Source organism: Exiguobacterium sp. 8A, assembly GCF_902506275.1.
GTDB classification, from domain to species: Bacteria; Bacillota; Bacilli; order Exiguobacteriales; family Exiguobacteriaceae; genus Exiguobacterium; species Exiguobacterium profundum.
In genome coordinates this window covers 644918-658955 of the sequence record NZ_LR733630.1, presented here as the reverse complement: position 1 = coordinate 658955, position 14038 = coordinate 644918, and the positions used below count along the sequence as shown (strand labels likewise).

Sequence of the window (14038 nt, the reverse complement as noted above, 5' to 3'; positions counted from 1 at the left end):
AAGAGAGTAATGGAATGTTATGGGATACGTTACACTGAAATTCACGATTTAGTACGAACATCCTAAGAATAAGAAAGGTTGCTATCTATAATGAGTACTTTGAACCAAAAAGGAATTCAATCTGCAGACGTTTTTCAATCCATTGAAACGAATATGGCGATGATTCGATTCGACCGTCAACGCCGGGTCGTCGATGTGAACGATACGTTTGCGAAAGCAATGAAATATAGACGCGAGGAGATGATTGGCATGCAGCATCACTTGTTCTGCCCTTCTTCCTTTGTCAATAGTCCAGAGTATTCGGCATTTTGGGAGAAATTATGGAATGGTTTCAGTTTCTCGGATAAAGTGGAGCGTGAGAATGCAAAAGGGGAAACCATTTGGCTCGAGGCGACGTATATGCCGATTTTTGAAGGAGATGATGTCATCGGTGTCGTCAAGATCGCATCGGACATCACCGCACGGCAACAAGTGATTGAGGATTATGCGTATCGCTTTAAATCGATGACCGATGTGCTCGACGAACGGGCGAAGACAGGCATGCAAGACACGAAAGTATTGAATGAAACGATTGAAAAGCTTGCAAAAGATGCCGCGGACAACCTCCATGCCCTTCAGAACTTGCGTCGTCAAGCCGATGACATCGCGAAAATTGCCTCGTCGATCAAAGAGATTGCGGCACAAACGAATCTATTGTCCCTGAATGCTGCCATCGAAGCGGCACGAGCAGGTGAACACGGACTTGGATTTAATGTGGTTGCGACAGAGGTCCGCAACCTCTCTCGTATGGTTGAACGTGCGGTCATCGACGTCAACTCGAACACGGAAGGGATGAACGTCGAGCTTCGGAAAATTGTAGAAGGTGTTACTGCGTCCAATCAAGAGATTCAGTTAAGTGCACAAACGATGGAACAGACGATGGAGCGATTCCATACGTTCGAGCAGGCAGCAGCCGAGTTACATGATACGGCCGACACATTTACATCCAACCTGTGAACCGATTGACCCTACACGGGGTCAGTCGGTTTTTTTGAGCTGTAACGTATGTCCGTGTCGTTTCAACCAATCTTTCGCTGTAGCGGTATTCGGATAGATCGTTTGTAACGTGCTCCAAAAAGAAGGGGAGTGATCGAAGTGAACGAGATGCACCCATTCGTGAGCGATGACGTAGTCCATCATCTCTTTTGGCGCCAACATGAGGCGAACATTGATGGAGATGGTTCCATTCGAACTACATGATCCCCAGCGTGTCTTTTGGTGACCGATACGAATCTTTTTTGCTTTAACGCCTAAGATCTTTTCATAAATTGGTGCCCGCTCGATCGCATAGTGTAAGGCACGTTCACGAAGCCAAATCTCATACTGTTTCCAGAGTGTAGCGTCGTCCCATGCTTCCGGAACCAAAAAAGACGTGCCGTCATGCCGAAGCGTCCGCCCGCTGTCTCTTCTGACCGGGTAATGCTCTCCGTGAAGCACAAGTCCGCGATCAAGAACGGACATCTGTTGAGGAAGATTCTGCAACGTCTCACGAATCCATGTGTCGTGCTCTTCTAGTGCGCGGTCGACGAGACGTTTTGGCAATCGAGCCGGGACTCGGAGTTCGATTCCTTCCGGTGTGACATAAAAGGCAGCTCTTTTTCTTCGTTTGTTTCGAATGACGGTAACACGCATTGATGTGCCTCCTTTCTTATCTCGATAGAGTATAACGAAGTCGGCAAAAAACTGCCATGCTTTTTTTGGCACGTAGTCGAATCAACTTTGATACAGTAATAGGAGGAGGGATGAATATGAAATCAATTTTACAACAACAACTTGAACGTAAAGGGACGAATTCGGTGAAGTGGGATGGGTTGGAGCGATGGTTCCGTTTGTCAGAAGACGTGTTACCGCTATGGGTAGCGGATATCGACATCCGTACTGCACCGTCCATCTCCGAGGCGCTCGCTATAAAAGCCGCTCAAGGGGAATTCGGGTATACATTGTTCGCACCTGAAGCGCAAACAGCGGTGAGCGATTGGTACGGCCGACGTCACGATTTAATTGTTGACCCGAACCATGTGTTATTCTCTAGCGGTGTCGTGCCTGCGTTGACGCATATCGTCGAGGCGTTGACTGAAGTCGGAGATGGCGTCGTCATCCAGTCACCTGTCTATCCACCATTCCACGAACTCGTTGTCGGTTCCAAGCGACAAGTGTTCGATGCCCCGTTGAAAAAAATTGACGAGCGCTACGAGATGGATTTTGTCGCACTCGAGGAAGCGATGAAACAAGCGAAACTCTTCCTACTCTGTTCCCCACATAATCCAGTTGGGCGTGTCTGGACGAGAGCGGAACTAGAAAAGGTCGTAGAACTCGCGGATCAATATGAGGTGATTGTCGTTGCTGACGAGATTCATGCAGATTTGACATTCCCGTCTCATAAACATACCGCAATCGGCACACTCGACTCGCGTGTCATCACGGTAAGTGCGCCCTCAAAAGCATTTAATATCGCCGGATTATTTGCGTCCTACATCATTTGTCCGGTCGATGAGTGGCGGAAGCAAATCACGAAAGTACAGAACAAACATCATGTGCTCCCGACACCGTTCGCGAACACGGCTATCATCGCCGCGTATACCGACAACCGCGCGGAACGTTGGCTCGACCAGTTGCGAGAAGAATTGGAGCATCAAATGAATGACGTGATCGATTCCATCGAATCAAACCTTCCGATGCTCCATACGACCCGTCCGGAAGCGAGTTATCTGCTTTGGCTCGATTTCTCGGAGTTACCGATGTCTGCCGAGGAGCGGAAGTCATGGCTTCATCATGAGGTTCGGATCTTCTTGTCACCGGGTGGTCCGTTCGGTCCTCAAGGTGAAGCGTTCGAACGGATGAATATCGGGACTCGTCGTGAACTGTTGGACGAGGCGATTCATCGGCTGAGCGCGCAAATGAAGCGAAAAGCGTTTGTGTAAAACGAGAATCGGGAAAAATTCACAATGAGATGATGAAAGAAAGTGAGTGGATGGGATGGAGACGATCAACTGGAAGAAAAAGATGGAGGAACAGTTAAGGCGTAGCGGCTTCACCTTGCAAGTCGAAAACATGTCCAATATCCGCTTGACTGAGATTCATGCGAGTTCTTCTCCATTGATCTCTTATCCGCTCCGAGTCCGTTTATATGAGCGGATGGGTTGGCTCATGTGTACGGTCGATTCGCCAACGCTCGATCGGAATGAAGACCATCCGTTATTTGAACGCATGGTGACCGCCGTCTTTGAACGGATTGTGCGTCACCTTTATAACGGATATGGTTTTCATATCTTGACGTTTATCGGAGATACGGGAAATTACATCGCTCCGAAAGATTCGGAGACAGGGGAGGTCGTGCGTCTCGTCGCCCACCTTTGGAATGACCGGTCGTACATTCACCTCGACACCTTTGAAGAGTATCCCGCCTTATACGTGACGCCGCCATGGGCACATCAAGCCTATGCCATCGAAAGCACAGAGGATGAGTGGGTTATCTACGCAGGGAGAGGGGGGAGGCCGTCGACCGATTATCGTGCGGACGGTGTCGAATTGAAACCTCATCGTCTATCGGATGGTGAGCTCTTCTTCCCGGTGGATCGGATTTCGAAAGAGAAAGGAACCCTCGCCCTGGCCGAATGGCTTCGACTCGAAAGGCGAGAAGTCGAGGACTTTATGATGTCCTTCATGCAGACAATCCGGAAGTTCGATCCGTCATTTGGATTCGCATGGGGTGGGACCGAAACCTTTTTTCATGGTGTACCGGTTGAACCGTACGCGCAGGTGCTCAGGCTCGAAAGTGGGAAACGTCGCTATCGCGTCATGAACAATACGGCAAAACGACTATTTGCCGCCTCGGACGACCCGAACGAGTGTCTGAAGGAAGTGAGTCGAACACTAGGGACAATCACGCTCCCTGAACGGCGTGTCTCAGCCCTCGGTCAATTGATCATGGGGATCTGGCAACAGTTTGAGACCGATGAAGAGACGTACATTCAAGAAGTCGCGTTTCGAGACATCTCCAAATTCCAAATGGAAGAAAAGATTGGGCATTCTCTCGCGAATCAACAACGGATTCGCTGGATCGACAAGAATCATCCGCATCAGGATGTGATTGAATATGCTCATCTTCGTATCACGTTCCCGAAACGACCACCTGGGCTTGTTACAGTCGAACCCGCTGAATCCGGACAAGAGAGAGGTGCTTTATGAGAATTGTTGACGCACGAGCCATGCCAATCGATCATGAAGATGTGATCGCCGTTACCCCTTCCTCTGTCTACTATCGCGAGAAGATGGATCGAACGACATTCTCGCTCTATCGCTTTGACGAAGAGGACGGCGTGATCACACAATTGAATCGAAGGGAGTACACGGATTATGGTTATCCCAAGCTTTTCGTCGATGGAGACATCGTCTACTTTATAAATGAGGTTCCAGACGGTGAAGGGGTAGTCAAGACAGAATTGATCGCCTTCTCTTACAAGTCAGGCACCGAAGAAATTGTCACGACGTTTGAGAAGCGTGGGAATAGCACATTGTTCTGGGTATTGGATCATCGTTACTTCCTCTTTTTGACGGCGTTTGAATCATCGGATGAAGCATGGCTTTATGACCGGGTGACCAATCAACGGGAGCGTATTCGAGATGAGCGCCTCGTCGGTAAGACGGAACGATTCCGAGAATTATATTTGTTTACGACCACATTCGCCGGTGTTCCATACATCGTCTGTAACGCAAGACTCGATGAGTTTGACTATTATAATGCACTCGATGATGGGCGCATCTCTCCTGACGACCCGATTGACCATTCCGAGGCACTATTGATTTGCCCACTTGAAGAGGCAGTCGAGGCGATATGGGATCATCGGGACGAATTGCCATTCGATGATGTCCTTCGTCTTCAAGGGGAAGGGGACACGGTTCAATATCTCGGAGAAAATGAAGGGACGCTTCGATTCTCCGCTTTTGTTGACTCGTTAAATAAGGAAGTCATCTATGATTTGACGGCTCCCGATGTCTTGCATGAAGTATCGGTCGTCGATTGGGGTGCCTATGAACCGATTGATTTCACATACGATGATATTAGTTCGACGATTTTCATCAAAGTCGATGAGACTGATATGCACTCAGAAGTCATCGACCTAGCAACCGGTGCGCGTTATATCGACGCGGAACCGTTCGAACGCGTCATCGGTCACCGCTATCTCGTCCATGAATATACGGAAGGGCTATCGAGCGGTGTCGTGATCTTCGATTTGAAATCTGAAGAACGTTTCGCATATGACAATGCCTATTTTATGGTCATCGATGATGCCATATTGATATTGTCAATGTCTAGTATATAAATATAACCACCACCCATCATATAGGTGGTGGTTATATTTGGATATATAGTTTACATAACATATTACTGTAAACCTGATATTGCGTGTTTTTTCCGTTCGTCTCCGATATGGGCATAGACTTGTGTCGTTGCTACAGATTCATGTCCGAGAAGCTGCTGAATCGTGAGCACATCGACCCCACCCATCGCGAGACGTGAGGCGAAGGTGTGACGCAACTTATGCGGCGTCACCTGCTTATAGCTCAAGAACGGTAGGTAAGGCTTCAAACGGTCAATATGACCTTTCAACATATGTTGAACCGTTCGTACAGCGATTCGATTTCCCTTCTCATTTTGGAACACCGCACCTTCGCTCGACGCGTGGCGATATTCAGAGAGGAGCGGAAGAAGTGGCCCTGCAATTGGGATCAATCGTTCCTTATTCCCTTTACCGATGACCCGAATCGTCCCGGTCTCGAGATTGATATCGGACCAATTGAGTCCGACAAGCTCGGATACGCGCATACCTGTTAGTCCGAGTAATTGTATGATTAAAAAGTCACGTGCACGATTCAGTTCGTACCAACTCGCCTCGCGATTCGTCATGCCGACGTTGCTACGTACAAGCGTCGAGAAATCGAGCCATTCCGATTCCGTCAAATAAACGGGATTCCGTTTGCCGCGCTTCGGACGTTCCACAGTTTGAAAGGGATTCACCGTCGCTTGATTGGTCTCGATTAAGTAATTGAAGAGTGACTGTAACGTTGAAAGCTTCCGATTGATGACGCTTGGAGCGTTTTCGAGATCGAGGGCAAGATAAGTCGCATACGCTTCTGCACCGGCATGGTCAATCTCTGTGAATGATGCCAAGTCAATCGTTTCAAACTCTAACTCGGTACCGCTCACGCGCTCGACCCAACGAAAGAAATCTAAAACATCATACACATAGCGTTGGGCCGTCTGTTTGGAGTAGTGCTTTGCTGCTAAATGATGAAAAAACTGTTGGATGAATGCGGGTAGTCGGTGCAACCCGTTCAACTCGAAGCGTTTCGTCGTCGTCGGTGTCTGCCGCTGTCCAAGTTGACCGAAAATACTCATGGAATGCCCCTTTCTTCATGTTGTTCTCACTTGATTCTTTCCGTTGCGCTTCCCTTCACGAAGGAAGTCATCTGCCTCTTTTATAATCTCTTCAACCGTATCGTGACCAGTACGAACCGCAAGTCCGAATGTCATTGTGACATGAAGTCGTTCCCCTGCGTAATAGAGAGGAATCGACTCGATTTGCTGTCTCAATTGTTCAGCGATTGTAAGGAAGTTATCGCACGGACTCGAAAAGAAAATCAGGAATTCCTCGCCTCCCCATCGGACTACAATCCCATCGACGTCGGATAGGATGCTGGCGACTTGTTGTAGCACCCGGTCCCCACAATCATGTCCGTAAGTCTCGTTAAATGATTTGAATCGATCAATGTCACCGAGGACGAGTGCGTATGGAACGCCTTCATGAGCGGCTTTGTCGATTGCTTTAGAAACCTGTTCATGCCCGACTTTTCGGTTCAATAGTCCGGTCAATCCATCCGTCGAGGCGAGAATTTGCAACCGCTCATTAGATTGTTCGAGTTCATCTGTCACTTCGACAACGGCTGACTCAAAGATAAAGGAGAGCCCTGCAATCATCATCACGGTCGATAGGATACAAAAGAGTCCGAGCGCTTGTTCAATCTGTATAGGTAAGGTCTCGATGCCGTCAGATACATAGATGAATAGAAGGCTATAAATCAGCATCGCAATGGCCGTGGTGAAGATGCGTTGGCCTCTTGATACGCTTGGCATGAAAAAGACACCGTATGCCATCATGAGGATAAAATAATGCATGTTGATCTCCCAGCCGAGTATAACGGTCGAGATGACGGCGTTGTAAACGACTTCGATAAAAAGTCCGGCAAAGAAAATTCCGTACCACCTTTTATGTACAAAATAGAATGAAATCGTGTAGTAGATCACACTCAAGCCATTTGATAGGAATAAGAGAGTCAAATCCAGACGATAAAACAAGATGCAAAATAGGAAGTGAACCAACCAGGCGATAACGTTGCCGTAAAAAGTAATACGTTCATTATATAGTGTTCCTCGACGAGTTTCATAGGTTGTTCCCATCGCACACCTCCTTTCTTTTAGTATAACGAAACAATGAACAAATTTATATAAATGTCCGAAAAACGGATTCAAAAACGCTCTTATCTCGTATGTATTATTGCGTGAAATAGATATTTCACGCAATGTACATGAATTGCGTGATTGTATCTCAATCGAGTGGTTAATCGACTGATTGATTTTATAGCAAAATAAATGGTAGACAATAATTTGTTATGTAAACCATATTGGTTTGTCTTGAAATTGTAATGTTGAGTCATTATACCTTATGATGAAAATAAGACTTGAAACAGGAAGGAAGGTAACGTTACACTGTAAACGTAAACCAAAGGGGGATTTTGGATGGATGATCAGCGTTTGAAGCAACTTTTGTCTGAAGCGAAGACCATCGCGGTCGTCGGTGTGTCCGACAACCCGAACAAGACGGCCAACCAGATTGCGGAGTATTTGCTTCGTGTCGGGTATACCGTCATCCCTGTCAACCCGATGCTCGAGGAGTGGAACGGCCGTAAGGCGTATCCGTCCGTCGAGAGCATCCCGGGTAGAATCGATATCGTCGACGTGTTCCGTCGCAGCGAATTTTTAGCGGGTGTCGCGGAAGATGCGGTACGACATGGGGATGTCGGGCTCGTCTTCAACCAGCTCGGTCTCTCAAGTGCTGAGGCGGAGCAAATCGTGCGTGACGCCGGGCTCGATTATATCGAGAACCGCTGCCTGTACGTGGAGCATGCTCGTCTACTCGGATAAGACCTACCTCCTTGGTAGGTCTCCTTTTTTTCAGCGATGGCTGACAAGGGAGGCTTGCCAGAATCAATGAACAGCTATACAATAGGAAAGAAAAACGAACGTGTGTTCGAAATTGAGGTGACTGCTATGTCAACAGATCTATTTAATTACAATGAAGACGCCATCCAGGTGCTCGAAGGACTCACGGCCGTGCGGAAACGACCGGGGATGTACATCGGGTCAACCGACCATCGCGGACTTCACCATCTCGTCTATGAGATCGTCGACAACGCGATCGATGAGGCGCTCGCCGGGTTCGGCGGTCAAATCGATGTGACGATTCATAAGGACGATGCCATCACGGTCCGTGACCACGGCCGTGGGATGCCGACAGGAATGCACGCCTCTGGAAAGCCTACCCCAGAAGTCATTTTTACGGTCCTTCACGCTGGAGGAAAGTTCGGACAAGGCGGATACAAGACGTCTGGTGGACTCCACGGCGTCGGTGCCTCGGTCGTCAACGCCCTATCAAGCAAGGTCGTCGTGACGATTTATCGTGACGGAAAAGTGTTCGAACAGACCTTTGCAGACGGCGGTGTGCCTCAAACGACACTGATTGAGACAGGCAAGACACGCCAAACCGGCACGAGTGTCTATTTCAAACCGGATGCGACCATCTTCTCAACGACGACGTATAACTATGACACGCTCGCCGAACGCCTCCGTGAATCGGCTTTCCTCTTAAAAGGATTGACGATCACGCTCACTGATGAGCGTACGGAGAAGCAAGAGACGTTCCATTACGAGGAAGGGATTGCCGAGTTCGTCCAATACTTGAACGACGACAAGGCGACACTCCACCCAATCGTCTATTTCGAAGGGGTCGAGAATGAGATCGAGATCGAACTCGCGTTTCAGTTCACCGACGCCTATTCCGAAAATGTGCTCTCGTTCGTCAACAACGTCCGGACACGCGATGGTGGAACGCACGAGGTCGGTGCCAAGACGGCGATGACCCGAATCATGAACGAATATGCACGGAAGAACGGTTTACTCAAAGAGAAAGATAAAAATCTCGACGGCGGCGACGTCCGTGAGGGACTCACGCTCATCGTGTCGGTCCGGATCCCGGAGGAATTCCTCCAGTTCGAGGGGCAGACGAAGTCGAAACTCGGGTCACCGGAGGCACGTGCGAGCGCTGACAGCGTCATGGCGAAACAGTTGACGATCTTCCTAGAAGAGAACCCTCAGATGGCGACGATGCTCATCAAGAAGGCGATTCGTGCGGCACAGGCTCGCGAGGCGGCCCGCAAGGCACGGGAAGAGGCCCGTAACGGGAAGAAAAAGAAACGCTCGAGCATCTTGAACGGAAAATTGACGCCTGCGACGTCAAAGAATGCTGCTAAGAACGAGCTCTTTCTCGTCGAGGGTGACTCGGCCGGTGGTTCAGCCAAACAAGGGCGGGACCGTACGTTCCAGGCTATCCTGCCGCTGCGCGGGAAGGTCATCAACTCGGAGAAGTCGAAACTCCAGGACATCATGAAAAACGAAGAGATCAACACGATCATCCATGCAATCGGCGCCGGGGTCGGTCACGATTTTGATTTGGACGACTGCAACTTCGACAAGGTCATCATCATGACGGATGCCGACACGGACGGTGCACACATCCAGGTGCTCCTCCTCACGTTCTTCTTCCGTTATATGCGACCGCTCGTCGAGGCGGGCCGCGTGTTCGTTGCCTTGCCACCGCTCTATCGCATCTCAAAAGGGAAAGGCAAGTCCGAACAGTTCGACTATGCCTGGGACGAAGAGGCACTCGAGAAGCTCGTCAAAGTGTATAAGAAAGGCTATATCCTCCAACGCTACAAAGGTCTTGGCGAGATGAACGCGGACCAGTTATGGGAGACGACGATGAACCCGGACACTCGTACACTCATCCGTGTCACAGTCGACGATGCGGCCGTTGCGGATAAGCGTGTGTCTGTCCTGATGGGCGACAATGTCACGCACCGTCGTGAATGGATTGAGGAGAACGTCGCCTTCGGACTCCAGGAAGATGATTCGATCATCGCCAATGAACATGTGACTAAAGCGATTGAGGAAGTGATGTAACGATGTCGACGATTCAACACATTTTAAACCTATCTCTCGAACAGGTCGTTGGAGACCGGTTCGGGCGTTACTCAAAATATATCATCCAAGACCGCGCCTTACCGGACGCACGTGACGGACTCAAGCCTGTACAGCGCCGGATTCTATATGCGATGCACCACGAGGGGAATACGAACGATAAGCCGTATCGGAAGTCTGCGAAGACGGTCGGGAACGTCATCGGGAACTATCACCCGCACGGTGACTCGTCCGTCTATGAGGCGATGGTACGTCTCTCGCAAGATTGGAAACTCCGGTATCCGCTCATCGACATGCATGGGAACAACGGATCGATGGATGGTGACCCGGCGGCGGCCATGCGTTACACGGAAGCCCGTCTCTCGAAGATTGCGGGTGTCATGTTGACGTCAATTGCGAAGAATACGGTCGATTACACGCCGAACTTTGACGATTCAACGGAAGAACCGCTCGTCTTGCCGTCGCTCCTCCCGAACCTGCTCATGAACGGAACGACAGGGATTTCAGCCGGTTATGCGACGGAGATCCCACCGCATAATTTGACAGAAGTCCTCAACCTTGCCATCGCACGTTTGAAAGGCCAGGTCGATATCGCTAAAGATGCGCTCGAGTATGTCACAGGTCCTGACTTCCCGACCGGGGGGACGGTCATGGGTAAAGACGGTATCCTAAAGGCGTTCGAGACCGGTAAAGGGAAGGTCATCATCCGGGCGAAGTCCGAGATTGAGCAATTAAAAGGTGGCCGTGAACAGATCACGATCACAGAACTTCCGTATGAAGTGAATAAGGCGAACCTCGTCAAAAAAATGGAAGAGCTCCGCCTCGATAAAAAGGTCGAAGGCGTCGCAGAAGTCCGTGACGAAACAGATCGGACGGGACTTCGGGTCGTCATCGAATTGAAGAAAGAGGCCGACGCAGAAGGTGTGCTTCACTTCTTCTTGAAGCATACGGACTTGCAACTCGCCTATAACTATAATATGGTCTCCATCGTGAACCGGACGCCGAAGCAGATGGGAATCATCCCGATCATCGATGCTTACTTGAAGCATGTCGAAGAGGTCGTGACGCGCAGGACGACGTTCGAGCTCGAGCAGGCGAAGAAACGCGCTGAAATCGTCGATGCCTTAGAACAAGCTATCTCAGTCCTCGATGAGACACTTGAATTGATCCGTTCCGCCAAAGACAAGGCGGACGCGAAGAAGAAACTGATGGAGCGGTTCTCATTCACGGAACGACAAGCCGAAGCCGTCGTCATGCTCCAATTGTATCGACTCACGAATACGGACATCGTCGAGTTGCAAAAAGAAGCAAAGGCGCTCCAAAAAGAGATTGCCCGCCTTTCAAACATCCTCGACGTGGACGCGACAAAACGGAAGTTGATCGTGAAAGAACTTATGGCATTGCGTGACGAGTTCGGAGATGACCGTCGTTCGGTCATCGAGTCGGAAGTTGAGGAATTAAAACTGAAGACGGAAGTTATGATTGCTGTCGAAGAGACGATGGTATTCGTCAGCCGTGACGGGTACGTCAAACGTGCCTCGATGCGTTCGTACGGAGCGTCGAGTGACGTTTTACCGGAGATGAAAGACAAGGATCGTCCACTCCTTACGACACAAGCCATGACAACGGACCACTTGCTCGTCTGGACGAACAAGGGCAGCTACCTCCTCATCCCGATCCATCAGATTCCAGAATCGAAGTGGAAGGATTCCGGACAACACGTGGCCAACCTCGTTCCGATTGAAGGGGAACAGGTTATCTCGGCAGACGTCGTCTCGACGTTTGATACGGACGCCCATTGCCTCTTCGTGACGAAAGACGGGATGGTCAAACGTACACCGTTACGCGACTACGACGCGCAGCGGAAATCGAAACCACTCATGGCCTTGAAGCTGAAAGGTGACGACGAGGTCGTCTTCGCCGGGATCAGTGACGGTCCAGGGCAGTTGTTCCTCGTTTCAGAGCGTGGATACGGGCTCTGGTTCAAAGAGGATGATGTCCCTGTCGTCGGACAGCGGGCAGCCGGTGTGAAGGCGATGAACCTGAAAGACGGTGACCTCGTCGCCGATGCCTTCTCCTTCTTCACACCACCATTATTCGTTCTCGTGACGCAACGGGGAGCGGTCAAGAAGATGAAGCTCGAGGACCAGTTCGACTGTACGAACCGCAACCTTCGGGGGACGATGCTCATTCGTGAGGTCAAATCAAAACCGCACCAAATCCGTCGTGTGCTTCCGGTACATGGGGATGAGACGCTTCATATCGTTGGGAAAGAAAAAGCAAAGCAAGTGAAGACAAAAACCCTTACGCTACTCGATCGCTATGCCAACGGCTCGTTCGTCTTTGACGAAGACTCGTTCGGTGAAATCGAGGACGTGTATCTCGATTAATCAAAAGACCTGTGATTTGGCTGATTCGCCGTTCACAGGTCTTTTTGTCGTAGCCATGTCTCTAGATCGTGTTGTTGTCGTCGATGGTGCCGCGTGTGCATCTCGATGAGTTTGAACCATTCTCTCGCATTCAGCCAGCCGAACCCACCGTGAAGCGTCTTTCGATTGTCATCTGCATCATTCAAACAGGATTCCAACGTATCCATCTTTAAGATTAAGATGGTCATGCGTTCTCGCAATCGATCTTTCGAGTCAGTATTGTTCGGTGGTTGATTCATCTCAGGTGGGAGCTCGATTTTTATCGGTGGAAAGTCTCCCCGTTCGAACAACTTTTCTCCAAAAGACGTCTTCTCTCCACCGAGTTCACCCTCACCACGTAGGCAGCGGTCGGCCTCTTCTAAATACTCCTCTGCGACCAAAATGAGATGGTCAAACATTTGGCCAATGGACCAGATGCTCGGGGCATGCTTGTATCGCAAGTCGGACATGGTATAACGTGCGAGATCTTTTCTGAATCTGATTAATTCATAGCGTATCCTCAACATCTCACCTCCATTTTCTTTTAGTATGCGTGATTGAAAACTGATGTCAGAGAATGTGAGTTATGAAAAGGAAGAATGCATCAATTTGCCGAAAAAGACATGTAGGACAAAAGATAGGGGGATCTATATGTCTCAATGGCTGACGTGGGCGAAACGGATTCAGGCGCTGTCTCAGGCCGGTCTGACGTTCACGCGTGATCAATATGACCGAGAACGGTACGAAGAGTTACAAGAAATCGTAAGAGAGATGTATGAACGGCACTCGGACTTATCGAACGAGGCCATCTTACAACTCGTTCATGTGGACGGTTATCCGACTCCGAAACTTGATGTGCGAGGCGTCATCTTCAAAGATGACCGAATCCTGCTCGTGAAGGAGCGGTCAGATGGGTTGTGGACCTTACCCGGCGGTTTCTGTGAAGTGAATCGCTCTCCTGCCTCGAATATCATCAAAGAAGTAGAGGAGGAGGCTGGCCTGGATGTGATTCCAGTACGGTTGCTCGCCTTGTTCGATATGCATGAACATCCACACCCACCTCTCTCGGAGCATTATTACAAGCTTTTCATCGAGTGTGCATTGATTGGTGACGGGGAGGGGAGCGCCGGCGTGGAGACGAGTGACGTCGGTTTCTTTGAACGAGACGATTTACCTGAGCTCTCCCTTGCCCGCAATACGATCGAACAGATTCATATGTGCTTTGACGCGCATTGGCAAGAAGAAGACTGGACCACTTTATTCGACTAGGAGGCTC

12 protein-coding genes are annotated in these 14038 nt (G+C 49.7%); 8 read left to right on the top strand and 4 right to left on the bottom strand.

The genetic code is table 11. The features are described 5' to 3' along the window. The first annotated feature begins 90 nt into the window (after positions 1 to 90). Complete coding sequence (locus GVY42_RS16685) at positions 91 to 996, top strand: methyl-accepting chemotaxis protein (RefSeq protein WP_159562330.1); 906 nt, start codon at positions 91 to 93, stop codon at positions 994 to 996. Between the two features lie 21 nt (positions 997 to 1017). On the opposite strand, the gene GVY42_RS03375 is transcribed toward GVY42_RS16685, so the two are convergent. Then, positions 1018 to 1671, bottom strand: coding sequence for a M48 family metallopeptidase (locus tag GVY42_RS03375; RefSeq protein ID WP_159562329.1), 654 nt, complete (start codon positions 1669 to 1671; stop codon positions 1018 to 1020). A gap of 116 nt (positions 1672 to 1787) precedes the next feature. On the opposite strand from GVY42_RS03375, the gene GVY42_RS03370 reads away from it, so the two are divergent. Genes GVY42_RS03370 through GVY42_RS03360 form a run of 3 tightly spaced genes read left to right on the top strand, consistent with a single transcriptional unit; the run spans position 1788 to position 5363 of the window. Continuing rightward, a complete protein-coding gene (locus GVY42_RS03370) occupies positions 1788 to 2960 on the top strand; it encodes a MalY/PatB family protein (RefSeq protein ID WP_159562328.1) in 1173 nt (390 codons plus the stop codon). Between the two features lie 55 nt (positions 2961 to 3015). Then, positions 3016 to 4227 (top strand): hypothetical protein, encoded by a 1212-nt coding sequence (locus tag GVY42_RS03365; RefSeq protein ID WP_159562327.1) that lies wholly within the window; start codon positions 3016 to 3018, stop codon positions 4225 to 4227. Further along, positions 4224 to 5363: a hypothetical protein gene (locus GVY42_RS03360; RefSeq protein ID WP_159562326.1), complete on the top strand. Its 1140-nt coding sequence runs from the start codon at positions 4224 to 4226 to the stop codon at positions 5361 to 5363. The genes GVY42_RS03365 and GVY42_RS03360 overlap by 4 nt, the downstream gene beginning before the upstream one ends. Before the next feature lie 62 nt (positions 5364 to 5425). Here the strand turns inward: GVY42_RS03360 and GVY42_RS03355 are convergent, their stop codons facing one another. Both GVY42_RS03355 and GVY42_RS03350 read right to left on the bottom strand, forming a co-directional pair. Continuing rightward, positions 5426 to 6439, bottom strand: a complete 1014-nt coding sequence (locus GVY42_RS03355; protein ID WP_159562325.1) for a tyrosine-type recombinase/integrase — start codon at positions 6437 to 6439, stop codon at positions 5426 to 5428. Between the two features lie 15 nt (positions 6440 to 6454). After that, positions 6455 to 7498 carry a GGDEF domain-containing protein gene (locus GVY42_RS03350; protein WP_159562324.1) on the bottom strand — a complete coding sequence of 348 codons (1044 nt, stop codon included), beginning with the start codon at positions 7496 to 7498 and terminating at the stop codon, positions 6455 to 6457. A gap of 339 nt (positions 7499 to 7837) precedes the next feature. Here GVY42_RS03350 and GVY42_RS03345 point away from each other — a divergent pair, with 339 nt between their 5' ends. The 3 genes from GVY42_RS03345 to parC all read left to right on the top strand — a co-directional run bounded on the left by GVY42_RS03345 (position 7838) and on the right by parC (position 12744). Further along, complete coding sequence (locus GVY42_RS03345; protein ID WP_074037001.1) at positions 7838 to 8242, top strand: CoA-binding protein; 405 nt, start codon at positions 7838 to 7840, stop codon at positions 8240 to 8242. Positions 8243 to 8368: 126 nt separating this feature from the next. Then, positions 8369 to 10336: a DNA topoisomerase IV subunit B gene (parE, locus tag GVY42_RS03340; RefSeq protein ID WP_074037925.1), complete on the top strand. Its 1968-nt coding sequence runs from the start codon at positions 8369 to 8371 to the stop codon at positions 10334 to 10336. Positions 10337 to 10338: 2 nt separating this feature from the next. After that, on the top strand, positions 10339 to 12744 hold the full coding sequence (gene parC / locus GVY42_RS03335) for a DNA topoisomerase IV subunit A (RefSeq protein WP_159562323.1): 2406 nt from the start codon (positions 10339 to 10341) through the stop codon (positions 12742 to 12744). 32 nt (positions 12745 to 12776) lie between these two features. Here the strand turns inward: parC and GVY42_RS03330 are convergent, their stop codons facing one another. Continuing rightward, complete coding sequence (locus tag GVY42_RS03330; protein WP_159562322.1) at positions 12777 to 13289, bottom strand: DinB family protein; 513 nt, start codon at positions 13287 to 13289, stop codon at positions 12777 to 12779. Between the two features lie 124 nt (positions 13290 to 13413). Here GVY42_RS03330 and GVY42_RS03325 point away from each other — a divergent pair, with 124 nt between their 5' ends. Then, a complete protein-coding gene (locus tag GVY42_RS03325) occupies positions 13414 to 14031 on the top strand; it encodes an NUDIX hydrolase (RefSeq protein WP_159562321.1) in 618 nt (205 codons plus the stop codon). Positions 14032 to 14038: the final 7 nt, after the last annotated feature.

What these genes read in the sequence shown, in the direction of transcription:
- GVY42_RS16685 (WP_159562330.1), top strand. Translation starts at nt 91, where the DNA reads ATGAGTACTTTGAACCAAAAAGGAATTCAATCTGCAGACGTTTTTCAA.
- GVY42_RS03375 (WP_159562329.1), bottom strand. Translation starts at nt 1,671, where the DNA reads ATGCGTGTTACCGTCATTCGAAACAAACGAAGAAAAAGAGCTGCCTTT.
- GVY42_RS03370 (WP_159562328.1), top strand. Translation starts at nt 1,788, where the DNA reads ATGAAATCAATTTTACAACAACAACTTGAACGTAAAGGGACGAATTCG.
- GVY42_RS03365 (WP_159562327.1), top strand. Translation starts at nt 3,016, where the DNA reads ATGGAGACGATCAACTGGAAGAAAAAGATGGAGGAACAGTTAAGGCGT.
- GVY42_RS03360 (WP_159562326.1), top strand. Translation starts at nt 4,224, where the DNA reads ATGAGAATTGTTGACGCACGAGCCATGCCAATCGATCATGAAGATGTG.
- GVY42_RS03355 (WP_159562325.1), bottom strand. Translation starts at nt 6,439, where the DNA reads ATGAGTATTTTCGGTCAACTTGGACAGCGGCAGACACCGACGACGACG.
- GVY42_RS03350 (WP_159562324.1), bottom strand. Translation starts at nt 7,498, where the DNA reads ATGGGAACAACCTATGAAACTCGTCGAGGAACACTATATAATGAACGT.
- GVY42_RS03345 (WP_074037001.1), top strand. Translation starts at nt 7,838, where the DNA reads ATGGATGATCAGCGTTTGAAGCAACTTTTGTCTGAAGCGAAGACCATC.
- parE (WP_074037925.1), top strand. Translation starts at nt 8,369, where the DNA reads ATGTCAACAGATCTATTTAATTACAATGAAGACGCCATCCAGGTGCTC.
- parC (WP_159562323.1), top strand. Translation starts at nt 10,339, where the DNA reads ATGTCGACGATTCAACACATTTTAAACCTATCTCTCGAACAGGTCGTT.
- GVY42_RS03330 (WP_159562322.1), bottom strand. Translation starts at nt 13,289, where the DNA reads ATGTTGAGGATACGCTATGAATTAATCAGATTCAGAAAAGATCTCGCA.
- GVY42_RS03325 (WP_159562321.1), top strand. Translation starts at nt 13,414, where the DNA reads ATGTCTCAATGGCTGACGTGGGCGAAACGGATTCAGGCGCTGTCTCAG.